This is a genomic window from Streptomyces sp. NPDC029296 (assembly GCF_055569255.1).
In genome coordinates this window covers 110620-133373 of record NZ_JBVHXT010000015.1, presented here as the reverse complement: position 1 = coordinate 133373, position 22754 = coordinate 110620, and the positions used below count along the sequence as shown (strand labels likewise).

20 protein-coding genes, 5 tRNA genes and 1 pseudogene are annotated in these 22754 nt (G+C 71.9%); 9 read left to right on the top strand and 17 right to left on the bottom strand.

Going from position 1 to position 22754, the window contains the following annotated elements:
- Positions 1-155 precede the first annotated feature (155 nt).
- Complete coding sequence (locus ACZ4W9_RS15740) at positions 156-1802, top strand: hypothetical protein (protein ID WP_467935903.1); 1647 nt, start codon at positions 156-158, stop codon at positions 1800-1802.
- A gap of 36 nt (positions 1803-1838) precedes the next feature.
- On the opposite strand, the gene ACZ4W9_RS15735 is transcribed toward ACZ4W9_RS15740, so the two are convergent.
- Both ACZ4W9_RS15735 and thrS read right to left on the bottom strand, forming a co-directional pair.
- Positions 1839-2396 carry an HIT family protein gene (locus tag ACZ4W9_RS15735; protein ID WP_467935901.1) on the bottom strand — a complete coding sequence of 186 codons (558 nt, stop codon included), beginning with the start codon at positions 2394-2396 and terminating at the stop codon, positions 1839-1841.
- Positions 2397-2500: 104 nt separating this feature from the next.
- Positions 2501-4477, bottom strand: a complete 1977-nt coding sequence (gene thrS / locus ACZ4W9_RS15730) for a threonine--tRNA ligase (protein ID WP_467935899.1) — start codon at positions 4475-4477, stop codon at positions 2501-2503.
- Positions 4478-4897: 420 nt separating this feature from the next.
- On the opposite strand from thrS, the gene ACZ4W9_RS15725 reads away from it, so the two are divergent.
- Positions 4898-5623, top strand: coding sequence for an exonuclease domain-containing protein (locus tag ACZ4W9_RS15725; RefSeq protein WP_467935897.1), 726 nt, complete (start codon positions 4898-4900; stop codon positions 5621-5623).
- 66 nt (positions 5624-5689) lie between these two features.
- Here the strand turns inward: ACZ4W9_RS15725 and ACZ4W9_RS15720 are convergent.
- The 10 genes from ACZ4W9_RS15720 to ACZ4W9_RS15675 all read right to left on the bottom strand — a co-directional run bounded on the left by ACZ4W9_RS15720 (position 5690) and on the right by ACZ4W9_RS15675 (position 16222).
- Positions 5690-5761, bottom strand: a tRNA-Val gene (locus tag ACZ4W9_RS15720).
- Positions 5762-5800: 39 nt separating this feature from the next.
- Positions 5801-6247, bottom strand: a complete 447-nt coding sequence (locus ACZ4W9_RS15715; RefSeq protein WP_467935896.1) for an SRPBCC family protein — start codon at positions 6245-6247, stop codon at positions 5801-5803.
- A 129-nt stretch (positions 6248-6376) separates the two neighbouring features.
- On the bottom strand, positions 6377-9115 hold the full coding sequence (locus ACZ4W9_RS15710; protein WP_467935894.1) for an exo-rhamnogalacturonan lyase family protein: 2739 nt from the start codon (positions 9113-9115) through the stop codon (positions 6377-6379).
- 317 nt (positions 9116-9432) lie between these two features.
- Entirely contained in the window at positions 9433-10023 is a 591-nt protein-coding gene (locus ACZ4W9_RS15705) for a hypothetical protein (protein ID WP_467935892.1), read from the bottom strand.
- Positions 10024-10026: 3 nt separating this feature from the next.
- Positions 10027-10926 (bottom strand): carbohydrate ABC transporter permease, encoded by a 900-nt coding sequence (locus tag ACZ4W9_RS15700; RefSeq protein ID WP_467935890.1) that lies wholly within the window; start codon positions 10924-10926, stop codon positions 10027-10029.
- Positions 10923-11882: a carbohydrate ABC transporter permease gene (locus ACZ4W9_RS15695; RefSeq protein ID WP_467935888.1), complete on the bottom strand. Its 960-nt coding sequence runs from the start codon at positions 11880-11882 to the stop codon at positions 10923-10925. The genes ACZ4W9_RS15700 and ACZ4W9_RS15695 overlap by 4 nt, the downstream gene beginning before the upstream one ends.
- Before the next feature lie 11 nt (positions 11883-11893).
- Positions 11894-13177 carry an ABC transporter substrate-binding protein gene (locus ACZ4W9_RS15690; RefSeq protein ID WP_467935887.1) on the bottom strand — a complete coding sequence of 428 codons (1284 nt, stop codon included), beginning with the start codon at positions 13175-13177 and terminating at the stop codon, positions 11894-11896.
- A gap of 253 nt (positions 13178-13430) precedes the next feature.
- Entirely contained in the window at positions 13431-14504 is a 1074-nt protein-coding gene (locus tag ACZ4W9_RS15685) for an alpha/beta fold hydrolase (RefSeq protein WP_467935885.1), read from the bottom strand.
- Positions 14505-15595: 1091 nt separating this feature from the next.
- Positions 15596-15667 (bottom strand) — tRNA-Val (locus ACZ4W9_RS15680).
- A gap of 84 nt (positions 15668-15751) precedes the next feature.
- Positions 15752-16222, bottom strand: coding sequence for a TIGR02611 family protein (locus ACZ4W9_RS15675; RefSeq protein WP_467935883.1), 471 nt, complete (start codon positions 16220-16222; stop codon positions 15752-15754).
- Positions 16223-16413: 191 nt separating this feature from the next.
- Here ACZ4W9_RS15675 and ACZ4W9_RS15670 point away from each other — a divergent pair, with 191 nt between their 5' ends.
- A complete protein-coding gene (locus tag ACZ4W9_RS15670) occupies positions 16414-16827 on the top strand; it encodes an SsgA family sporulation/cell division regulator (protein ID WP_004002642.1) in 414 nt (137 codons plus the stop codon).
- A 383-nt stretch (positions 16828-17210) separates the two neighbouring features.
- Entirely contained in the window at positions 17211-17771 is a 561-nt protein-coding gene (locus tag ACZ4W9_RS15665; RefSeq protein WP_467935882.1) for a CGNR zinc finger domain-containing protein, read from the top strand.
- 96 nt (positions 17772-17867) lie between these two features.
- On the opposite strand, the gene ACZ4W9_RS15660 is transcribed toward ACZ4W9_RS15665, so the two are convergent.
- Both ACZ4W9_RS15660 and ACZ4W9_RS15655 read right to left on the bottom strand, forming a co-directional pair.
- A complete protein-coding gene (locus ACZ4W9_RS15660) occupies positions 17868-18020 on the bottom strand; it encodes a hypothetical protein (RefSeq protein WP_167345734.1) in 153 nt (50 codons plus the stop codon).
- Between the two features lie 155 nt (positions 18021-18175).
- The gene (locus ACZ4W9_RS15655) at positions 18176-18616 is read right to left on the bottom strand and encodes a hypothetical protein (protein ID WP_467935880.1); all 441 of its coding nucleotides are present in this window, start codon (positions 18614-18616) and stop codon (positions 18176-18178) included.
- A 186-nt stretch (positions 18617-18802) separates the two neighbouring features.
- Here ACZ4W9_RS15655 and ACZ4W9_RS15650 point away from each other — a divergent pair, with 186 nt between their 5' ends.
- Both ACZ4W9_RS15650 and ACZ4W9_RS15645 read left to right on the top strand, forming a co-directional pair.
- Positions 18803-19336: a DsbA family protein gene (locus tag ACZ4W9_RS15650; protein ID WP_467935878.1), complete on the top strand. Its 534-nt coding sequence runs from the start codon at positions 18803-18805 to the stop codon at positions 19334-19336.
- Positions 19333-19530, top strand: a pseudogene (locus tag ACZ4W9_RS15645) (hypothetical protein); the annotation flags it as partial. The gene ACZ4W9_RS15650 and the pseudogene ACZ4W9_RS15645, both read left to right, overlap by 4 nt.
- Before the next feature lie 7 nt (positions 19531-19537).
- Here ACZ4W9_RS15645 and ACZ4W9_RS15640 read toward each other — a convergent pair.
- Genes ACZ4W9_RS15640 through ACZ4W9_RS15630 form a run of 3 tightly spaced genes read right to left on the bottom strand, consistent with a single transcriptional unit; the run spans position 19538 to position 22285 of the window.
- Complete coding sequence (locus ACZ4W9_RS15640) at positions 19538-20362, bottom strand: GNAT family N-acetyltransferase (protein ID WP_467935877.1); 825 nt, start codon at positions 20360-20362, stop codon at positions 19538-19540.
- Positions 20363-20411: 49 nt separating this feature from the next.
- A complete protein-coding gene (locus tag ACZ4W9_RS15635) occupies positions 20412-21233 on the bottom strand; it encodes an aminotransferase class IV (protein WP_467935875.1) in 822 nt (273 codons plus the stop codon).
- Entirely contained in the window at positions 21230-22285 is a 1056-nt protein-coding gene (locus ACZ4W9_RS15630; protein WP_467935873.1) for a chorismate-binding protein, read from the bottom strand. Before ACZ4W9_RS15630 ends, ACZ4W9_RS15635 begins: the two co-directional genes overlap by 4 nt.
- 179 nt (positions 22286-22464) lie before the next feature.
- Here ACZ4W9_RS15630 and ACZ4W9_RS15625 point away from each other — a divergent pair.
- From ACZ4W9_RS15625 to ACZ4W9_RS15615, 3 genes are all read left to right on the top strand, one after another.
- Positions 22465-22537 (top strand) — tRNA-Gly (locus ACZ4W9_RS15625).
- 38 nt (positions 22538-22575) lie between these two features.
- Positions 22576-22649, top strand: a tRNA-Cys gene (locus ACZ4W9_RS15620).
- 1 nt (position 22650) lies between these two features.
- Positions 22651-22722: transfer RNA gene (locus ACZ4W9_RS15615), tRNA-Val, on the top strand.
- Positions 22723-22754 lie beyond the last annotated feature (32 nt).

Sequence of the window (22754 nt, the reverse complement as noted above, 5' to 3'; positions counted from 1 at the left end):
TTCCCCCCCCCCCCCCCCCCCCCCCCCCCCCCCCCCCCCCCCCCCCCCCCCCCCCCCCCCCCCCCCCCCCCCCCCCCACGACCGGTCCAACAGGTGTGCGGAGCAGGCAAGTCGGGAAGGCCGCAGGCACGGCACCGGCGGCGATGGGGGCGGGAATGTCGATAGGAACGGAGTGGGACGGGCCCCAGGTACCCGTCTCGGTCGGCGAGGGACAGGCGGCGACCGCCGCGCTGGCCTCCGCGGCATACCGGGACAGCCCGATCGAGGAGATCAAGAAGGCCGACAACGAGTGGCACCAGTCGACCGTCAAGGCCGGCCGGATCAAGATGTTCCGGCCGAATCTGGGCGAGGCGTTCTCGCGGGCCCTGGTGGACCGGATGCTGTCCGCCGGCCGCAAACCGCTGATCCAGTCCTTCGGCACGGAACCGCAGTTCGTGGTGGAGCACGCCCTGGCCGCCAACAACATCCGCCGGGAGCGGGACAACCGGCTGAGCCTCGTCACCCTCGTCTGCGGGCTCGTCTTCCTGCCCGGGTTCCTCGTCTGGCTGCTCGTCTTCCTGCTGCGCTCCTTCGTCGCCCGGCGCGACGACAAGCGGGCCGGGACACTGGCCACCACGCTCCTGCTGGGCGTCGGCCTGCTCGCCGCGCTGTTCCTGGTCAAGATGCCGTTCGGCGGCTTCTGGGCCTGGTACGCCCGCGCCTGTGTGATCGCCCCGGTGCTCGGCTGGTTCTGGGCCAAGCGCCTGTGCGAGCGCACCGCCCACGATCTGCGCGCCCGCTGGGACGGCCTGCTCTCCGGCACCAGCGTCGGCGCCAAGATCCCGGAGGCCGTGCCGCGCGGCCCCGGCCAGACCGCCGCCGAGGAACTGCGCCAGTCCCTGGCCCGGCTGAGCGCCGAGCAGCAGTCCAACTCGGTCTTCTACGCCGGCCCCAAGGGCATACTCGGCATGGGCACCCGCTGGGGCGCCTGGCAGCTCGCGGAGGACCTGGTGCCCGCCGATCCCGGCCGGGAGATCCACCCCTTCCGCAGCTGGGACGTGATACGCGCGATCCACGACCAGCTGGCCCTCCTGGAGCGCGGCCCGCTGCACACGGGCGGCTTCCCCAAGCCGTCGGTACGGCACTGGATCGTCACGCCGATCGGTGAGAAGGCCACGGCGGTCTCCCGCCCCGAGGGCGCCGACGTCGAGGCGTTCCAGATCAAGCCGCACGCCATACAGGAGATCTGCAACAAGCAGCAGTTCGGCAGCGGCGACCGGCACTACCTGGGCGTGCAGTGGACCCTGTGGGACGGACAGCTGGTCATCACCATGCTGATCACCGTCACCGTGCTGCACCAGACCCTGCGCATCGAGGTCACCGGGCACGCGCTCGGTCCGGTGAACTCGCTGTTCACCAGCAAGCCGGAGGCCCCGACCAAGGAGGTCGCCAAGTCCCTCAAGCCCTGGGAGAACCGCACCATCAAGCTGCCGCTGGTCACCACCGACGAGGTCGTGCGGCTCGCCGTCCGCGCCCCGCTGACCTGGTACCCGCCGCTGCTGAACTGGCTCGGCGGCTCCCTCGGCCTGCCCGAGCCGTTCGGTCTGCGGCACGCCTGGGCCGACCAGCCCTGGCGGCATCGTTTCATGGCCGACGACGCGTTGCGCGCGGCCACGCCGGTGCTGCGCGTGGTGCACTCGGCGGCGATCAAGGTGCTGGAGGAGAACGGCGTGAACACCGAGAAGTTCGGCGCCCGCTCGGCGTTCCTCAGCGGCAACGTCCAGGACCCGATGCCGAAGAAGGCCGATGTCTACGACGCGTGACCGGGTGCCCTCCAGCGGAGGGCACCCGCCGTCCGGCTAGGCGGGCCAGGCCTCCGCCAGCATCTTCCGGGTGTCGGCCAGCAGCTGCGGCAGCACCTTCGTGTGGCCCACCACCGGCATGAAGTTCGTGTCCCCGCCCCAGCGCGGCACGATGTGCTGGTGCAGGTGCGCGGCGATGCCGGCGCCCGCGACCGCGCCCTGGTTCATCCCGATGTTGAAACCGTGCGCGCCCGACGCGGTGCGCAGGGCGGTCATCGCCTGCTTGGTCAGCTCCGCCAGCTCGGCGGTCTCCGCCCCGGTCAGCTCGGTGTAGTCGGCGACGTGCCGGTAGGGCACGGTCATCAGGTGGCCGCCGTTGTACGGGTACAGGTTGAGGACGGCGTACACCTGCTCACCGCGCCGTACGATCAGCCCGTCCTCGTCCGACTTGGCCGGGATCGAGCAGAAGGGGCAGCCGTCGTCGGCTCCCGGACCGGTCGGCTTGTTCTCGCCCTGGATGTAGGCCATCCGGTGGGGCGTCCACAGGCGCTGGAACGCGTCCTGCGTCCCCACTCCGATCTGCTGCTCCGGCTCACTCGTCATGCTAGGCAGCATATGGCGTCACCCCCGCCCACCGTGCCGCCGGGGCGGACTCCGGCGGCCGCGCGCACGGGCGGGGCCCCCGGGACGTGGTCCCGGGGGCCGAAAGCGCGGACGGATCAGATCTGGGTCCGCTCCTCGACGACCTTCGCGATCTTCGCGATGGCCTCGTCGAACGGGATGCCGTTCTCCTGCGAGCCGTCGCGGTAGCGGAAGGACACCGAGCCGTTGGACATGTCCTCGTCGCCGGCGATGACCATGAACGGCACCTTCTGCTTCTGCGCGTTCCGGATCTTCTTCTGCATGCGGTCCGAGGAGGAGTCCACCTCGACGCGCAGGCCCTTCTTCCGGGCCGCGGCCGTGAACTTCTCCAGGTACTCCACGTGCGCGTCGCCGATCGGGATGCCGATCGCCTGGACCGGGGCCAGCCATGCCGGGAAGGCGCCCGCGTAGTGCTCCAGGAGGACGGCGAAGAACCGCTCGATGGAGCCGAACAGCGCACGGTGGATCATGACCGGGCGCTGCTTGGAGCCGTCCGGTCCGGTGTACTCCAGGTTGAACCGCTCGGGCAGGTTGAAGTCGAGCTGGAGGGTCGACATCTGCCAGGTCCGGCCGATGGCGTCGCGCGCCTGGACGGAGATCTTCGGGCCGTAGAAGGCGGCGCCGCCCGGGTCGGGGACGAGGGGCAGGCCCTGCTTCTCGGCGACCTGGCGCAGGGTCTCGGTCGCCTCCTCCCACGCCTCGTCGGTACCGACGAACTTCTCCGGGTCCTTGGTCGACAGCTCCAGGTAGAAGTCGGTCAGGCCGTAGTCCCGCAGCAGGCCGAGGATGAAGGTGAGCGTCCTGTCCAGTTCCCCGGCCATCTGCTCACGGGTGCAGTAGAGGTGCGCGTCGTCCTGCGTGAAGCCCCGCGCGCGGGTCAGGCCGTGCACGACGCCCGACTTCTCGTACCGGTACACGGTCCCGAACTCGAACAGGCGCAGCGGCAGCTCCCGGTACGACCGGCCGCGCGCGTCGAAGATCAGGTTGTGCATCGGGCAGTTCATGGGCTTGAGGTAGTAGTCCACGCCCTCGTCGAGCTGCATGGGCGGGTACATGCCCTCGGCGTACCAGTCCAGGTGCCCGGACGTCTCGAAGAGCTTCCCCTTCGTGGCGTGCGGGGTGTAGACGAACTCGTAGCCCTCTTCCTCGTGGCGGCGGCGCGAGTAGTCCTCCATCACGCGGCGGACGATGCCGCCCTTGGGGTGGAAGACGGCCAGGCCGGAGCCGATCTGCTCGGGGATCGAGAAGAGGTCCAGCTCGGTGCCGAGCTTGCGGTGGTCGCGCTTCTCGGCCTCGGCGAGGAAGTCCAGGTGCGCCTTCAGCTCGTCCTTGGACGGCCAGGCGGTGCCGTAGATGCGCTGGAGCATCGGGTTCTTCTCGCTGCCGCGCCAGTACGCGGCGGCGTTGCGCATCAGCTTGAACGCCGGGATGAGCCGGGTGGAGGGCAGGTGCGGACCGCGGCACAGGTCCTTCCAGCACAGCTCGCCGGTCTTGGCGTCCAGGTTGTCGTAGATCGTCAGCTCGCCGGCGCCGACCTCGATGTCCGCGCCGTCGTCGCTGGAGGCGGAGCCCTTGAGGCCGATCAGTTCCAGCTTGTACGGCTCGTCCGCCAGCTCCTCGCGGGCCGCCTCCTCGGTGACGACGCGGCGGGAGAACTTCTGGCCCCGCTTCTGGATCTCCTGCATCTTCTTCTCGATGGCCTTGAGATCCTCGGGCGTGAACGGCCGCTCGACGTCGAAGTCGTAGTAGAAGCCGTCCTTGACGGGCGGGCCGATGCCCAGCTTGGCCTCGGGGAAGATCTCCTGCACGGCCTGCGCCATGACGTGCGCGGTGGAGTGGCGCAGGATGTTCAGGCCGTCCTCGGACGAGATCCCGACGCCCTCGACCTCGTCGCCGTCGGACAGTGCGTAGGTGAGGTCCTTCAGCTCGCCGCCCACGCGTGCGGCGATGATCGAGCGCTCGCCCGCGAAGAGGTCGGCGGCCGTAGTGCCCGTCGTCACCACGCGTTCTTCCCGCTCGGAATCGCGTTGGATGATCACACGGACGTCTGACACCGGTCTCTCCTGACTGAAGGTGGGTGCGGCGCCATACCAGGAGCGCGCGCACTGGCGATCGTACCGACCCGACGGCACCGACCGCGAAACGGTTACTCCGCGTACCGGTCCGGTCACATGCCTGGTGTGGCTCCCGGGGTGGGCCGGCGCACGGGGGCCGGGCGGGGTCCGGCGGCCGTGGCGTCCGGCGGCTCGGCCGCGCCGCCGGCCGGGCCCGTCCGCCGTCCCGACCCGTGCCCTGCCCTGCCCTGCCCCTATCCAACTCGCCTTTCCGGCCTCGGCGTTCCTGCTGTCGGCCGCCGAACGGCGTTGCTTCGCAGCCCTGTTGGCCTCCGGCGGGCGTACGGCGCAAACGGCCCGGGTATCACCAAACGGGCAGAAGACGGGACGTCAACTGTCACGGGTGAGCGAGGAGTCGGGATGACGAGCTGGTACGAGGGGCCGCTGGCCGCCTTCGACACGGAGACGACGGGCGTGGACGTGGAGACCGACCGGATCGTGTCGGCCGCCGTCGTCGTCCAGGACGCGCCGGGCACCCGGCCCCGGGTGTCGCGATGGCTGGTGAATCCGGGGGTGCCGGTGCCGGAGGCGGCGACGGCGGTGCACGGGCTGACGGAGGAGCACCTCCAGCACAACGGGCGCTGGCCGGCGCCGGTGATGTACGAGATAGCGGAGCAGCTGGCGGAGCACGCGACGCTGGGGCGCCCGCTGGTGGTGATGAACGCGCCGTTCGACCTGACGCTGCTGGACCGGGAGTTGCGCCGGCACCGGGCGTCGTCGCTGGGGCGCTGGTGCGACTCGGTGCCGCTGAAGGTGCTGGACCCGCGGGTGCTGGACCGGCAGCTGGACCGGTACCGCAAGGGCCGCCGCACGCTGGCCGACCTGTGCGCGCACTACGGCGTGCCGTTGCAGGGCGCGCATGACGCGGCGGCGGACGCGCTGGCCGCGCTGGAGGTCGTACGGGCGCTGGGGCGGCGTTTCGCGACCCGGCTGGAGCGGTTGTCCCCCGCCGAGCTGCACGCGCTCCAGGTGGAGTGGCACGCGGCGCAGGCGCGCGGGTTGCAGGCGTGGTTCGCGCGCAGCGGTTCGGAGGAGACGGTGTGCACGCAGTGGCCGCTGCGGCCGGAGGTGCCGGCGGCGGCGTGAGGCGGGCGCCCGGCACGGGGCGGCATGAAGAAGGCCGGTCCGCTGTGGCGGACCGGCCTTTCCCGGTGGGCGATACTGGGTTCGAACCAGTGACCTCTTCGGTGTGAACGAAGCGCTCTCCCACTGAGCTAATCGCCCGGGAACGCACTGAACAATACAGGCCCGGGCGCCCTTCGTTCAAACCGTCTCCAGCCGGCGCAGCAGTCCGCGCCGTCCGGCCCGCATCATCAGGCGGTGATTGAGGCGGAACAGGGGCCGTCCGGGCAGCGCGAGCCGCCTGAGCAGCGGCCTTTCCACGTGGACCGCCTGGTCGTAGCGGGCGAGGGTGCCGGGGCCGCCGGGGGTGATCGTCCAGCGGGCCCAGCCGTGGAGGTCTCCGGAGAGGGCAACCTCCAGGACACCGGCGGCCGGGTCGCGGCGGGTCTGCCGCGCGGTGCAGGTGAGGGCGAGGGGCAGCGCGGACCGGATGACGATCAGGCCGGTGTGGTCGGCCAGGCGGGTCACCGACCGCACCTGGGGCCACCAGCGGGGGTAGTCCTCGACCTTCTCCAGCGCCGCGTAGACGACGGCCGGCGGGGCGGACAGCGGCCACAGGCTGCGGAAGCGGTAGTGGTGGGGGTCCATGGGGCGAGTGTGCCCGGGAGTGGCGCGCTCAGCTGAGTACGCGTACTCATGCGCCGCGCCGCGCGCCGGGGCACACTCGCGGGGCGAGCGCCGCCGCCCGTGCCGCGGCGCTCCGCTCTCCCGCTCCCGCTAGGCCGGCATGCGGTCGCCGAGCAGGGCGAGGTTCTCGATGGCGGCGAGACCGTAGAGGGCGGTGTCGTTGGTGGACACCCAGGCCGCCTCGCTGCCTTCGACGAGGGCGGCCGGTCCGGTCAGCTTCTCGGTCTTCCAGGGGGAGGACTCGGTGTAGCCGTCGGAGGCGTAGAACCTGGCCCAGGCCCGCTTGGCGAGGGCCGCGTCCCCGGTCTGTACGGCGGCGTAGGCGTCGAGGCGCGAGTGGCCCTGGAAGAGCAGCAGGCTGCCGAAGTTGGTGCCGTAGCGGGCGGCCTGTTCGGCCTTGGTGGCGTTGAAGTAGCGGCAGTAGTCCAGGTAGGCCTCCTTGAACTTCGGCATGTCGACGAGGTGGATGAGTTCGGCGCACAGTTCGTTGAGTCCGAAGACGGCCGAGAGGTGGGAGACGGAGACGGCCGGCCGGTCGGCGACGGCGAACTTCCCGGTGTCGAGGTCGTACAGCCCGCTGCCCTGGACGAAGCCGTTGGGCTGGGCGGCGATGCCCTCCATCGTGGACAGCACGCGCGCCCTGGCCTTCTCCCACTTGGGTCCCCTGCGTTCCCACTCGGTGAGCCAGGCCGACACCAGGCCGCTCCAGTCGGTGCCGAAGCCGATGGACAGGGCGTGCCGGTCGGGGGTGTAGGGGTCGGTGCGGACCTTGCGCTGGGGGTCGAGGACGAGGAAGGTCTCGTCGGAGTCGACGTTGGCGTGCATGAGGTCGCCGACGCGTTCGTCGGCGGTGAGGAAGTAGTAGAAGCGGCGGTAGGTGGTGTTGGCGATGCGCTGCTGTTTGGCGCTGTCGGCGTAGTGCTGGACGCCGTGCCGGGTGCCGAGGCCGGCCCACTTGCCGAGGTGGTAGACGTCGACCTCGCCGGTGTGCCGGGTCATGGCCTCGGCGAAGCGGAAGATGTCGGAGCGGCCGCTCCTGAGGTAGGCGTACCAGAGCCAGAGGTCGGGTGAGAGTTCGGAGTTGTCCCAGGCGTAGCCGCCGATGTCGTAGCGCCACACGTGCCGGGCGGAGTCGTAGGTGTGCATGATGTCGCCGTAGTCCCAGAAGCCGTACCAGCGGCGCGTCTCCACCTGGTCCTTGTAGTAGGTGAAGAGGAAGTCGAGGTGGTCCTCGATCTTCGCCTTGGCCGGGGTGGAGCGGTCGGGCTCGGAGTACAGGCCGGGGCCGAAGACCTGGGCCTTGATGAGCTGCCTGGGCGGGGCGGCGAGCTGGGGCAGGACGCGCACGGCCCGGGCCTGCCGGGCGAGGGTGTCGGCGGCGGGGGTGGTGTCGTTGGCCCAGAAGAGGAGTTCGCTGGTGCGGGCGATGCCGTAGGGGGTGCCGAAGCCGCCTTCGTAGTCCTCGTAGGTGATGTTGAGGCCTTCGAGCTGTTCGGCGTAGGTGTCCTGGTCCATGCCGTCGTGGTAGAAGCGCAGGTCCATGGGCTGGGCCTCGGGCGACCAGAGCCAGAGGGTGACGGTGGCCTGGTCGGTGTGGGCGTCGCGGATGTCGAGCTGGGCGGGGAACTTCTCCCAGAAGTCGCGCAGGCCGAAGGAGAGGCCGCCGCTCGCGCCGCCGACGTAGCCGAAGCCGGAGGCGCGCCGGCCGCCGCCGGCGGTGATCCAGCCGTGCCCCTTCCCGGTGCGCTTGCGGACGGTGAAGCCGTCGGCGGAGAGCTGGGCGAGGGTGTAGTCGCCCCAGTGCGGGACGTACTTCAGGCGGGTGGTCACCCGCTGGTCCCAGGTGGCCGGGTCGGGCAGCTTCCTGCCCTCGTACTGGGCGGCCTGCACGGCGGCGCCGGGGTCGCGGCGCAGTCCGGTGACGCCCTGGACGGCCTCGCGCAGCAGGCCGGTGCCCTCGCCGCCGATGCGGATGTGCCGGTCGTAGGCCGCGTCGCGCATCGGTACGGTGAAGCGGACGCCGAGGCCGCGGATGAAGTCGCCGCTCGCCTTGCCGGGCTCCTGGGTGCCGTCGTAGGTGAGGGTGTGCACCATGCGGAAGGAGTCGGAGCCGGCGTAGAAGTACAGGCGGAGGGAGAACGGCAGCCACTCCCGGTCGCCCTTGCGGTGCTTGCCGTCGATCCGGACGACGGCCCGGATTGGTCCGTCCTGTTCGACGGTGACCTCGGAGACGGCGCCGTCGAAGCGTTCGGTCTTCACCGTGCCCTGGTCCTCGTCCTCGATCTCGGGCTGGCGCAGCAGGACGAGCCGGCCGTTCCTGGCGATCTCGGTGGAGCCGCGGGTGACGGACTTGATCAGCGTGGAACCGTTCTTGCCGATCTTCGCGGTGATGACGCCGGTGGAGACGTCGACGGTGCCGCCGCTCCGGTCGACGGTGACCTTCTTCGCGGGTGCGGCGGGGGTGCCGGGGGCCAGCGTGAGCTTGCCGGTGCCGGTGCCGACGGCGTGGGCGGTCCACTTCAGGGAGCCGTCGGGCCAGTAGGCGAGCGGCCAGGTCTGGACGGGGACGTCCCGGCCGTCGGCGTCCGTGACCGCGAAGGGCTGGTCCTCCCGGTGGGCGCCCATCGGCCAGGGCACGCCGACGGTGGTCCCGGGTGCGGCGCCGAGACCGCCGTCCTCCAGCCAGTCCAGGGTCACCGGGTCGGCGCGGTCGGGCGCGGCGGCGGGCGCGGCCCCGGCGTCCTGGGCGCCCAGGGCCCAGCTGAACTGGGCGGCCGCTCCGGCGACGGCGGCGGCCTTGAGGAGGGACCTGCGGGGGATGGGGGACATGGCCGTTCCTTCCGTGGGCAATGCGGTCAGGGGCATGACAGGTATGGGTACGGCGCTCGGGGCGCCGGTCCCGAGGAGGGGGGCCGCGGGTCCGGTGGCGCCCGGGGCCGCGAGACCGCTCGTCCGGCGGAGCCGGAATCCGGGCGCCGTGGCCTACGGGGCCCCGGTCCTCGGTGACCGCCGGTTCCGACGGGTCCGGAGTCCGGGGCATCGCCGGCTTCCCGGTGGCGCGCTCCCCCGGCCGCCGTTTCCGGGCGCGTCCGGCACCGGACGGGGCACCGTCGGTCGCGGCGGTGGCCGACCCCGGCGGGCCGGTGTCAGCGGCGGCGGCAGCGTTCCTCGACGGCGACGGCCGCCGCGGCCACGGCCCCCAGCACGGGGACCGCCAGCGGAGCGATGAGCAGGGCGGAACAGCAGGTCAGCACGGCGCCGCCGACCAGCAGGAACGAGCCCGCCGGGTCCCGTACGGTACGGCGCCCGGCGTCGGCGAGCAGAAGCCGCCAGCGCTCCCCCGGCGTCCACACCGCCGCCGCCCGCAGCCCGGCCACCGCGAGCCCGAGCAGCGCGAGCAGTCCGACGGCACCGACCGGCGGACCGCCGGGCAGTCCGGCGTGCACGGCCCGCACGTCCAGCCAGGCGACCGCCGCGGCGGCCCAGCCGGCGGCGCCTACGATCCAGCCCCCGCGCAGCGCGGAGCGGAAGTCGGCGGCGAACTCCCGCCAGCCGCCGCCCTGATGGATCGTGCGCCGGCGCAGGTGCCGGGCGCCGGCGGCGAACGCGGCCGGGTAGGTGACCACGCCGAGGCAGGCCACCGCGATCCACACGCCGGTCAGCAGCGACTCGGCGAAGACGCCGTACCGCTCCGCGAACCCGGACTCCCGGCGCGGCCTCACCCGTGCAGAGGACATGGCTCAGCCCTTCAGTCCGGAGGTCGCCATGCCGTCGATCAGATAGCGCTGGAAGGCGAGGAAGAACAGCAGCACCGGCAGCAGCGCGACCAGCGACATGGCGATCATGCCGCCGTAGTTGGCGGCCACGCCGTCGGAGTCGCGGAACATCATCAGGCCCAGGGAGACGGTGTACTTGCCGGGCTCGTTGAGGTAGATCAGCGGGCCCATGAAGTCGTTCCAGGCGTTGATGAAAGTGAAGATCGCGCTGGTGATGAGCGCGGGCCGGCACAGCGGCAGCACGATCGACCAGTAGGTGCGCAGGTGTCCGCAGCCGTCCAGGCGGGCGGCCTCGTCCAGTTCCCGGGGCAGGTTCCGCATGAACTGCATCATGAGGAAGACGAAGAAGGCCTCGGTGGCGAGGTACTTGCCGACCAGCAGCGGGACGTAGGTGTTGACCAGCTCCAGCTTCTGGAACATCACGTACTGCGGGATCAGCAGCACGTGGTACGGCAGCAGCAGCGTGCCGATCATGAGGGAGAACAGCAGGTTGCGGCCGGCGAACCTGATGCGCGCGAAGGCGTACGCGGTCAGCGAGCAGGAGATCAGGACGCCGACGACCGCGCCGCCCGCGTAGAGCAGGGAGTTCTGGAAGAACGTCCAGATCCTGATGTCCGCTATGCCGTCGGCGAGGCCCTTGAAGTTGGACAGGATGGGGTGGGACGGGAACAGCGTGAGGCTGTTGATGATGTCCTTGCTGGGCTTGAACGAGGCCCCGAGCACCCAGACGACCGGGTAGAGGATGACGGCCAGGATCAGCAGGGCGCCCAGGTGCCAGGCGAGGGAGCCGGCGCGCCGGCGGCCCGGGCCGGGGGTGCGGACGGTGGCCCCGCTCACCGGGGCCTTGGTGGTGGTCGCGCTCATCGGGCGTCCTCCTCGTAGTGCACCCACTTCTTCTGGGACCAGAAGAGGACGGCCGTCACCAGCGCCACGGCGAGCAGCAGCATCCAGGCCATGGCGGAGGCGAAGCCCATCTGGGCGTTCTTGAAGCCCTGCTGGTAGAGGTAGCAGGTGTAGACGAGCGTGGCGTCGGCCGGTCCGCAGGCGGTGTTGGAGACGACGTAGGCCGAGCCGAAGATCTGGAAGGAGTGGATGGTCTCCAGCAGCACGTTGAAGAACAGCACCGGGGAGATCATCGGCAGGGTGATGTTCCAGAACCTGCGCAGGGGCCCGGCGCCGTCCATCTCGGCCGCCTCGTACAGCTCCCTGGGGACCTGCTTGAGTCCGGCCAGGAAGATGACCATCGGCGCCCCGAACTGCCAGACGGTCAGCGCGACCAGGCAGTACAGCACCCAGTCGGCGTTGCCGACCCAGCCGCCGACGTGGAAGCCGAGGAAGGTCTGCGTACGGTCCACGACGGCGCCGTCGGAGAACAGCGAGCGCCAGACGAAGCCGACCGAGACGCTCGCGCCGATGAGCGAGGGGGCGTAGAAGGCGGCCCGGTAGAAGGCCTGGCCCCGGCGGCTCTGCGCGAGGAGCAGGGCGACGCCGAGGGCGAGCAGCAGCTTGAGCGGGGTGCCGATGACGACGTACTTGGCCGTCACCTCCACCGACTTCTGCCAGCGCGGGTCCTCGAACATCTTGGTGAAGTTGCCGAGCCCGACCCACTTGGGGCTGGTGAAGAGGTTGTAGTCGGTGAACGCGAAGTAGAGCGAGGCGGCCATCGGGCCCGCGGTCAGCAGCAGGAAGCCGGCGATCCAGGGGGACATGAACAGATAGCCGGCGAGGTTCTCCCGCCGCCGGCCCGGCCGCCCGGTCCTCGCGGTGGCGGCCGGGCGCGCGCCGCGGGTCGCGGGCACGGAGTCCTTGACGAGCGTCACGGCGTTTCCCCTCAGGCCTGGAAGGCGGCTTCGGCCTCGGTGAAGAACTGCTTCACCGCGTCGGAGGCCTTGGTCTTGCCCTGTCCGAGGTCACCGCCGAGGCGCAGGAAGGCGGCCTCGATGGTGTCGGCACCGGACGGGTGCGGGGTGATCGTGCCGAGGACGCCGGCCTTGGCGGTGTCCTCCTCGTACCGCGCGATCTCCTTGTTGACCGCGTCGGTGGGCCGGTAGGCCGCGTACTGCTCGGTGCTCGCGAGGATGCCGCGGTCGTAACCCATGATCTTGCCGACCCGGGGGTCGTGGACCATGAAGTCGATGAACCGCGCGACCTCCTCGGGGTGCGAGGTGCGGGCGGAGCCGCTGAGCATCAGGGAGGCGAGGTACTGACCGGTGTGCTTGCCGTCCGTGGTGGGGATGGGCGCGAGGCCGTACTCGCTGTCGCCCTCCGCCGAATAGCGGACGGTGAAGTTGTCCCAGGTGAACTCCGAGGCGCCGTGGCCCGCGGAGAGGGAGGACTTGGGCTTGTCCTGCTGGACGACCTTCGGGTCGGTGACGAGGCCGGCCCTGACCCGGTTCAGGCCGTCGGTCCACCACTCCGTCAGGTCGGCCTCGTCGAAGCCGAGTCCGTCGTCGGTGAAGAAGGCCTTGCCGTTCTGGCGGAGGTAGAGGTCGTACAGGTACATGATGGTGAAGTAGCCGGTGTCCCCGGGGACCTTCGTCCGGTCGTGGATGGTCTTCAGGGCCTTGAAGTACTCGTCCCAGGTCCAGCCCGGCCGCGGCTCGACGCCCGCCTTCCGGAAGAGTTTCTTGTCGATGACGAGCGACATGGTGTTGGAACCGACCGGAATTCCGAGCTGCTTGCCGTCGACCTCGCCGACCTTCGTGACACCCGCGCGGAAGTGATCCAGGCTCAGCCGGCCGGCCTCCACTTGAGGCTTGAGATCGAGAAGAATTCCGCGCTTGTCGTACTTCCTGAGGAAAGTGACGGCGCTTTGGAAAACGTCCGGGGGGTTTCCGCCGGCGGCCTGCGTCTGGAACTTCTCCCAGAACGATTCATACGTCTGGAAGTCGGTTTTTACCTTGATCTTCGGGTATTTCCGCTCGAAGAGGGCGATGGACTGGTTGATCTTCTTGGCCCGCTCCTCGGCACCCCACCAGGAGTAACGGATGGTCACCGTGCCGTTCCCGGAGCCGCTTCCGCCACCGCAGCCGGTGGTCGCCGCCAGCCCGAGCGTGGCCGCCGACGCCCCGGCCGCCTTCAGGATCGTACGCCTGTCAAGATTCCTGGTTCCCACAGTCGGGCCCTCCCCGCAGCATCTTCGCCATGCGCATGAATCGTTTCAAGTAAGCGCTTGCTGGCACAAGGTACGAAGGGGTCCGGGGTGCGTCAATGACCCGGGCAGGATTTTCTTGCGGGCGGTGGACGCGGCGGACCCGCGCCGCCGCCCTCTCCCCCCGGCGACAACCGGCCGGCCCGCCGGCCGTTCCCACTGGTGGGGGAAGCGTGGCCGACGGGCCGAACGGACCGGACGGGGAATCGACGGGGAATCAGACAGGCAGGGAGGCCAGCCAGTCGAGCAGGATCCGGTTCGTCTCCCGCGGACGCTCCTGCTGGACGAAGTGCCCGCAACCATCCAGGATGTGCGAACCGAGCAGACCGGGCAGCGTCTCGGGGTACGCCTCGACCGCGCCGGCCAGCCAGGCGAGGGAGGCGTCCCGCTCGCCCCCGATGAACAGCGAGGGACGCGTGATCGGCGCCCCCGCGTAAGCGGCCAGGTCGGCCCAGTCCCGGTCCATGTTCCGGTACCGGTTCAGCGCCCCGGTCATCCCCGTCCGCTCGAACTCGCCGGCGTAGACGTCGAGGTCCCGCTCCCCCAGCCAGGAGGGCAGCACGCCGGCGGGGAAACGTTCGCGCAGGGTGCCGCCGGCCCCGACGAAGTGCGGGTCGGGAGCGCCGGGGGCGGGCATCGTGTCGGCGGACAGCGCCGCGTAGAAACCGGCGAGCCAGCCGCGCACATCGGGTTCCATCTCGGCTTCGGCCCGGCCCGGGCGCTGGAAGTAGGAGACGTAGAACTCCGGCGGGCTGCCGGGGCCCTGCCCCGCCTCGCCGGGCTCCTCGGCGTGGGGCTCCTCGGCGTCGGCGGCTCCACCCATCCGGGCGAAGACCTCGCTGGGGCGGGGGCCGCCCGGCGGGGTGTACGGCACTCCGAGCAGACCCACGGCCCGGAACACATCCGGCCTGGTCAGCGTGGACATGGCGGCGATCGTCGCGCCCCAGTCGTGCCCGACGACCACGGCGGAGCGCTCGCCCAGCCCCTCCACCACGGCGACGTTGTCCGCCACCAGGTCGAGCATCCGGTACGCCTCCACGGCCCCCGGCCTGGAGGAGCGACCGTACCCACGGACGTCGATCGCCACCGCGCGGTAACCGGCCGCGGCGAGCACCGGCAGCTGGTGCCGCCAGGCGTACCACGACTCCGGGAAACCGTGCAGCAGCAGCACCAAGGGGCCACTGCCCTGCTCGACCAGATGGATACGGCCCGCCGGGGAGGGGAGGAGGCGGTGGGTGGGGGCGGCGGCGGAGGGGGCGGACGCGGTCGCGGGGCTGGTGGTGGGTTGCATGGGGCCTCCTGGGTCTCCTGGGGCTTGCGGGAGCTGGGGGGTGTTCGAACGGTGTCCCTGGGGTGGGGTGGCGGGGGTCGGGGTGCCGGGCGGCGGCGGGCGTGAGCGGGTTGCCGTCGGCGACCGGGAGGTGGCACCGTCGGCGGCCTCGAGGGGCCGGTGAGCGGGATGCTGCCGGGCGGGCGGGTGCGGACCGATGCGGTCTCTGTCGGGCCGGGCGGGGACTGCCGTCCGGGGGCTCGTCACGATGATCCGGTGCGCGGCCGGGCCAGGACGAGGGTTGTTGCCGTTTCGGCAAAACGCGCCCCGGGGCCAGGCGGGTGCCGGCGCGGTCCGCCGTTGGACGCCGGTACAGCGAGCCGGATGCCGGGCGGACCAGGGGGTTTGCGCCCGGCCGGGCCCCGGACCGGGCGGGTCACGCTCACGCCCCGAGCCGGACGCCGGACCGGGTGGTGACGCCGGACGGACGGGGGCGCCGCATGGACGGGCGTGCCGGGCCGTCGGTGACGCCGGCCTGAACCGGTGAATACCCGCACCGGGGAGCCGGACGCCGGACCGAGCCGTGAACACCCGCATCCCCGAGTCCGGGGACCGGACACGGGTGGACTCGCTCCGGCCCAGCCACCCCGCCAGACCGCCGCGCGCCGGACGGAACCGGCGAACACCCCCACCCCGAGACGGACGCCGGACACGGTGGGCTCGCTTCGGCCGAGGCTCCCGGTCCGGCCGCAGGCCGCGTCAGACCGCCGGACGCCCGGGCGTCGACGCGCCTGCCCGGCCTCGTCGAACCTCCGACTCCTCTCCAGAGCCGGCCTCATACCCCCTGCCCGGTCTCCGGGTCTCGCCGGCCCGGTGTCCCGGTCCCGTCCGAGGGCCCACCCCACCTCCTCCGCCCCACGGGCCCCTGGAGGCTTTCCCGGCCCGCCCCCGCCACCCGAGGGGCCGGGGCCCGGCCGGCGGAGCCACACACCGCCCCCAGGGGTCGACAGGGGCCTGTCGGCGCAGGGGGACACCGCCCGCCCAGGGCCTGGGACACGCTCGGGATACGCCGACGGCCCACCTGCATGTCACAGGTGGGCCGTCGGTCCGGGTGGGCGATACTGGGTTCGAACCAGTGACCTCTTCGGTGTGAACGAAGCGCTCTCCCACTGAGCTAATCGCCCGGGCGCAGGAAGAACATTACCGCATGTCAGGGGGTGCGTCCGACCAGGGCCGGGCGGCGGGCGCGACCGGCCCCCGCGGCCGCGTCACTGGTCCTTGATCTTCCAGGGCATGACGAGGCCGAACTTCCAGAGGTAGATCCCGGCGAGCACGCCGATGACGACCAGGCCGATCACGGTGAGGGTGATGTTGCGGCGGCGCACCTTGGGGTCGAGGGCCCGGTGGGCCGCCTCGGTGACCTTGCGTTTGGTCCAGCGCAGCACGAGCTGGGCCCAGACGAACTCGGTCGCCCAGATGGCCATGCCACCGAAGATCACCACCCAGCCGGGTCCGGGCAGGGGCAGCATGATGATGCCCGCGACGACCACCGCGAGGCCGACCACGAAGACGCCGACCTGCCAGCTCAGGTGCAGGAGTCTGCGGGATTTGATGAATTCCGGCGCCCGTGAGCCGAGCCCGCGGTCGGCTTCCTCGCCGGCCTCGGGCCGGTCCGCCTTCGCCTTCGCCTTGTCTGCCGTCACGACGACCTCGCCCGGCTCGTCACTCCCCGTATTCATACAGACAAACCCTACCCGAGTGAATCCAGTCACCGGAATGGCGGTCGATCCGGTACGAGTTCTCGGCCGGAAGAGTTACGTAAACACACGCAAAACCCTCAGAGGGGTTTACAACGGCACCGTAGGTGGCATGTCGATTTCGCCGACGTGCGAATCCCCGAGCGCACACTGAGCGAAAGGCCCTGGCGCTTATGAACACCACGGTCAGCTGCGAGCTGCACCTGCGCCTCGTTGTGTCGAGCGAGTCCTCCCTGCCTGTCCCCGCAGGCCTGCGGTACGACACGGCCGACCCCTACGCCGTGCACGCCACCTTCCACACCGGAGCCGAGGAGACCGTCGAGTGGGTGTTCGCCCGCGACCTCCTCGCCGAAGGCCTGCACCGGCCCACCGGCACCGGCGACGTCCGCGTCTGGCCATCCCGCAGCCATGGTCAGGGCGTCGTGTGCATCGCCCTCAGCTCCCCGGAGGGAGAGGCGCTACTCGAGGCCCCGGCGCGGGCCCTGGAGTCCTTCCTGAAGCGAACCGACGCCGCCGTGCCGCCCGGCACGGAACACCGGCACTTCGACCTGGATCAGGAGCTGTCGCACATCCTGGCGGAGAGCTAGGCCGCGGCCCCTCGAAGCAGCCCGGCGCCGTCCACTCGGGGAGACGGCTCGGGCCAAGACAACCGCATACGGCAACGGACCGGCGCCGCCGTCGTGAGCGTTCACGGGGCGGCGCCGGTCTGCCGCCGCCGGCTGCGGTGCGCGAGCGGCCGACCGCCGGGCGTGTGCGGCGCCCCGGGCCGGCCTCCGTACACGCGCGCCGCCGCCCGCCGCCCTGGTGCCCTCGCACGGCCCCGGGGCCGGCGGTCGGGAACCCCTCGGGGCAGGAGGGCGTTCTCCCGGTGACCGGGGTCGGGAAAGAGGGGTGCGGTCGGCTCCGTTGTCGCTACCATCGGCCAGCATCGGCGGGCGCCCGCCCGACCCCCCAGGCCAGGGAGCGAAACGTGCTGATCACCCACGACACCCGGTGCGCCCTCGACACCGTGGTGGATCTGGTGAACTCCGCGCCCGAGGACGACGCGGCGGCGGACGGCCTGCCCGATGTCCAGGCACTCACGGATTTCGTACGAAGCCACAAAATCAGCGATGTCGGTGTGCTGTCGGACCTGGACCTCTCGGCGGTGCGCAGGATCAGGGCGCGGTTCTCGGCGGTCTTCGCGGCCCCGGACGCCCGGTCCGCGGCCGTGCTGATCAACGAGTTGGTCGCCGGTGCGGGCACCACTCCCCGTCTGACCGATCACGACGGCTACGACTGGCATGTGCACTACTTCGCGCCGGGCGCCTCCGTGGCCGACCACCTCGCCGCCGACTGCGGGATGGCGCTGGCCTTCTTCGTGGTGGCCGGGGAGCGGGAACGGCTGCGGCGCTGTGAGGCGCCGGACTGCCGGCGTGCCTTCGTGGATCTCTCCCGCAACCGCTCGCGCCGCTACTGCGACAGCCGCACCTGCGGGAACCGGCTGCACGTCGCCGCCTACCGGGCCCGGCGCAAGGAAGCGGCGAGCTGAGCGGAGACGGCCCGGGGACGGCTGCCCGCGGTGCCCGGGCGGTGCGCCGATGCGACGTCTGTCCCGGCGGGTGGCGCCGGGACGGACGTGTACGGCTCACAGCAGCAGCAGGTCGTGCAGCGCAGCCATGAGCAGCAGGCACCCGATCACCGCCAGGAAGATCATCAGCGGTGGCTGGGAAAGGGCGAAGAGGCACCCGCGAGGCTCGTCCTTCGGCGGCGCGGCCTCGCTCTGCGTAGTGTCCAGCATCTCGCGGCAGATCATGGCGCACCCGGCGCCGCGGCCGCGATCAACGCCCGGGGATCTCGCAGGTTGCACCGAATACCGTGAGGTCTCGCTCGGATGGTGAACGATTCCGGCCGCCCCGGGAACCGACTGTGACCCTTCAGCCAGTTATGTGACTGTCATATGCCGTGCTTCTTGAGGATGGCCTCGATGTCGCTGAAGTCCTCCGCCGCGCCGGTGGAGCGGGGCCCGGCCGACCGGGGGCCGGCGGGGCGTGCCGTGGGGCGGGTGGCCCCGCCCAGGGGCGGCGCCGAATCGGCGGGCGCCACCGCCTCCCGCTCCGCGCGTCCGGCGCCGGTGGTTCCGCGCCGGCGCTCCACCGCGCGCGTGCCCGTGAACAGGAGCCAGGCCGCGCCCAGCACTCCGAAGCCCGCCCAGGCGGTCGGGCTCAGCGCGGTGTCGGCGAGCCAGCCGACGACCCCGGTCATCACCAGGCCGATCGGCACGAGCGAGTAGGCCGCGAGGCGGGCCGCCGTCAGGAAGCGTCTGCGGTAGGCCGTGACCACCGCGATACCCAGGCCCGCCACGGAAACGGCGGAGCACACTGTCTCGGGAAGCATCCGGTCCTCCTGGCGGGCTCGGTTCGTCGCTTCCATCGTGCACCGCCCGATCCCCGCGAGGCCATGGTCCAGCCGGACATCGGGGACATCTCCGGGTCCTCTCCTACGGAAGTACCGGTGCGCGGCCGACCGCGTGCGCCGAGGTCCCGGTTGGGGCGCCCCGCCCGGCCTGGAAGACTGGTGGGCATGAGCGACTCCTCCCCCGCACGCGCCGATGCCCTCGTCCTCGACGTCTGGTGCGAGCTGCAGTGCCCCGACTGCCGTACCGCCCTGGACGACGTACGCGCCCTGCGCGCCCGCTACGGCGACCGGCTCCGGCTGCGTCTGCGGCACTTCCCGCTGGAGAAGCACAAGCACTCCTTCGCCGCCGCGCAGGCCGCCGAGGAGGCGCTGGAGCAGGGCAAGGGCTGGCCGTACGTGGAGGCCGTACTGGAGCGGGTCGCGGAGCTGGACCGTCAGGGAGAACCCTTCCTGGTCGAGGTGGCGCGGGAGCTGGGACTGGACGCGGAGGAGTTCGACACCGCGCTGATCGACGGCCGGCACATCCTGGCCGTGGACGCCGACCAGGCCGAGGGGAAGGCGATCGGCGTGACCGGTACGCCGACGTACGTCATCGGCGGCGAGCGTCTCGACGGCGGCAAGAGCCAGGAGGGCCTGCGCGCACGCATCGAGGACATCGCGGACCGCCTGCTGGCCGGCCGCGCCGCCGGGCAGGCCTGAGCACCGGCCGGGCCGGCCCGCCGGCATCCGTGGCGGGCCTGATCGGTGCCGTGCGCCGGCCGGACACCGACGGCCCCGAGGAGATCCGGGAGGCGGCCATCCGGGCGCTGCGCGACGGGCGCGGCAACCAGTACCCGCCGGGCCCCGGCGTCCCCGAGCTGCGCACCGCGATCGCCGCGCACCACCGCCCTCGGGCCCCGGCTACAGCAAGGGCTTGCTCAGGCAGTGGAGCACCGGTTCGTAGCCGAGTGACGCGTACAGGTGCTCGGCGGGGGTGTTGCCCGCGAAGACGTTGAGGCCGAGGGCCGGGCGGCCGGACTCGGCCGCCTGGCGTTCCGCGAGGAGCATGAGCGTACGGCCGTGTCCGCGGCCCCGGTGGGCCGGGGACGTCTGCACGTCGAACACGAACGCCTTGGTCTCCTGCACCGCCACCCACAGGGTGCCCACCGCGCCGCCCTCGTGTTCCAGCACGCTGAAGAGCATGCCGTCGGTCGCGAGGCCGTGCGGCAGCAGCCGGGCGTGGTCGTCGCGGGACTTGGCCCGGGCGGCTGCCTCGGGGACGCCGAGATCGGTCCACGTGCGGGCGAACCGTTCGCTCTCCGCCGCCGCCCAGGCGGCGTACTCCTCCTCCGTCATGGGCCGCGCGCGGCTGCCCGCGGGCAGCGCGGGCGGGGTGCCGCCGAGGCGTTTCTCCATGCCGCGGTTGCGCACGGTGTAGCCGAGGGTGTGGAACAGGCGCAGGGCGGCGCCGGCCGTGACGGGCACCAGGACCTCCATCTGCACGCAGCCCCAGCCCCGGGCCGCCTCCTCCGCCGCGAGCGCCGCCACCGTGCCCCGTCCGCGCCGCCGGTCGGGCTCGGCGATCCGCAGGTCGACGATGCGGGCCACCGGGTCGCCGAGGGACGGCGAGGTGCCGAGGTGGATCTCGCCGACGGGACGGCTGTTCACGCACACCGCGTAGCGCCGTGAGCGGGTCCCGTCGGGGTTCTGCCGGAGCGGCTCGGCCGGCCGCAGGGTCGTCGTCATCCAGGTGTTCTACCCACGCCCACCCGCCGAGTCAGCCGGTTTTCCCGGTTCAGGGGTCCAGGTCCCGCCCGGACCGCTCGTCGAAGACGCGCATCGCCTCGGCGGTCACCGGGCCCCGGATACCGGGCAGTTCGCGTCCGTCGATCCGGTGCAGGGCCTGTACGTCCCGCAGGCTGGAGGTGAGGAAGACCTCGTCGGCGCGCTGGAGGACGTCCAGCGGCAGGTCGGTCTCCCGGGCCCCCGTCCACTCGACGACCAGGGCGCGGGTGATGCCGGGCAGGCAGCCGGAGGCGACCGGCGGGGTGTGGATCTCGCCGTCCAGGACGACGAAGACGTTCGTCGCGGTGCCCTCGCAGAGCCGTCCGGCCGTGTTGCCCAACAGCGCCTCGGAGGCGCCGTGTCGGCGGGCGCGGTCGAGGGCGACGAGGTTCTCGGCGTACGACGTGCTCTTCACGCCGGCGAGGGCGCCGCGTTCGTTGCGGGTCCAGGGAACGGTGACCGCCGCGGTGGAGTCGGGGCGGCGGGTGGTCTCGCCGACGGCGACCACCAGGGTGGGTTCCCGCTCGCCGCGGCCGGTGCCGAGCGGGCCCCGGCCGCCGGTGCAGGTGATCCGCAGCCGGCCGAGCGGCATCGGGTTGGCGTCCAGTACGGCCGCGCAGGCGCGGCGGATCTCGTCGTGGTCGGGGTCGGGCAGGCGAAGGACGCGGGCGGAGCGGGTCAGCCGGGCGAGGTGCCGGGTGAGCGCGAACGGCTCGCCGTGGACCGTCTTCACGGTCTCGAAGACGCCCTCGCCGACCGTCAGGCCCCGGTCGAGGACGGAGACCAGGGCGGATTCCGCCTCCCGCAGCCCGCCGTCCAGCCAGATCCTCATCCGAGCGCCTCCCCGGTGTCCTCGTACGCGCCCGAGGCCACCGCGAGCAGCCGGGACGCCTTCAGCTCGGTCTCCCGCCACTCCCCCTCCGGGTCGGACCCCCAGGTGATGCCGGCGCCGCTGCCGAAGCGCAGGACGCCCGCGGCGCGGTCGATCCAGAAGGTGCGTATGCCGACCGCCAGCTCGGCGGTGCCCCGGTCGGCGTCCACCCAGCCGATGCCGCCGCAGTAGGGGCCGCGCGGTGCCGTCTCCAGCGCCTCGATGATCCCGAGGGCGCTCGACTTGGGGGCGCCGGTGACCGAGCCGGGCGGGAAGGCCGCGGCCAGCAGTTCCGGCCAGCCGGCGTCCGCGCGCAGCTCGCCGCGCACGGTGGAGACGAGGTGGACGAGGCCCGGGTGCTTCTCCACCGCGCACAGGTCGGGGACGCTCACGCTGCCGGTCGCGCAGACCCGCCCGATGTCGTTGCGGACCAGGTCCACGATCATCACGTTCTCGGCGTAGTCCTTCTCCAGGAGGTCCGCCTCGGTGCGTCCGGTGCCCTTGATCGGCCCCGACTCGACGGTGCGGCCGTCCCGGCGCAGGAACAGCTCCGGCGAGGCGGTGGCGATCTCCACGCCGTGCTCCGGCAGCCGGATCGTGCCCGCGTACGGCGCGGGGTTGCCGCGGGCCAGTACGGCGGTCAGGGCGTCCACGTCGGCGCCGGGGGCGACGGGCGCGCTGAGCACCCGGCAGAGGTTGGCCTGGTAGACCTCGCCGGCCGCGATGTGCGCGCGGATGCGGCGGACGGCCGCCGTGTACGCGGCGCGGTCCAGGGAGGAGGTCCACTCCCCCGGTCGCGGGCCCCGCCAGCGGCCGGGGCGCGGCGCGGGCACCGGCTCCTCGCGTACGTCCGCGAAGCGGGCGCAGGTCAGCCGGCCCTCGAAGTCCGCGCAGACGGCCCAGAAGCCGGTGGAGTCCAGGGCGGCCGGGTCGCTGGTGACGTCGAGCAGACCGGTGGCGACTCGGTCGCCGAAACGGGCCAGAGGGGCGAGTCCCGAGGGGTGGTGGAGCACGTGGTCGAGTCTAGGCCGGGTGTCCCGCGGGTGGCCCCGGGATGTCCCGGAGGGGGCGCTGACCGCGAGGTACGCGGGGCGCACCGCAGCACGCTGCGCAAACGCGTTTTTGTGCTGGCCCAGGAATCCGCTAGAGTTCAACACGTCGCCGGGACGCGGAAGCGGACCGGAAACGACAAGCGGACGTAGCTCAGTTGGTAGAGCGCAACCTTGCCAAGGTTGAGGTCGCGAGTTCGAGCCTCGTCGTCCGCTCGAAGGAAGAAGGGGTCGTCCCGATCCCCTACACTCCTGGTGGAGTGGCCGAGAGGCGAGGCAACGGCCTGCAAAGCCGTCTACACGGGTTCAAATCCCGTCTCCACCTCCAAGGACGATTAGCTCAGCGGGAGAGCGCTTCCCTGACACGGAAGAGGTCACTGGTTCAATCCCAGTATCGTCCACTGGATCCTCGGATCCCGGATCTTCTCGAAGG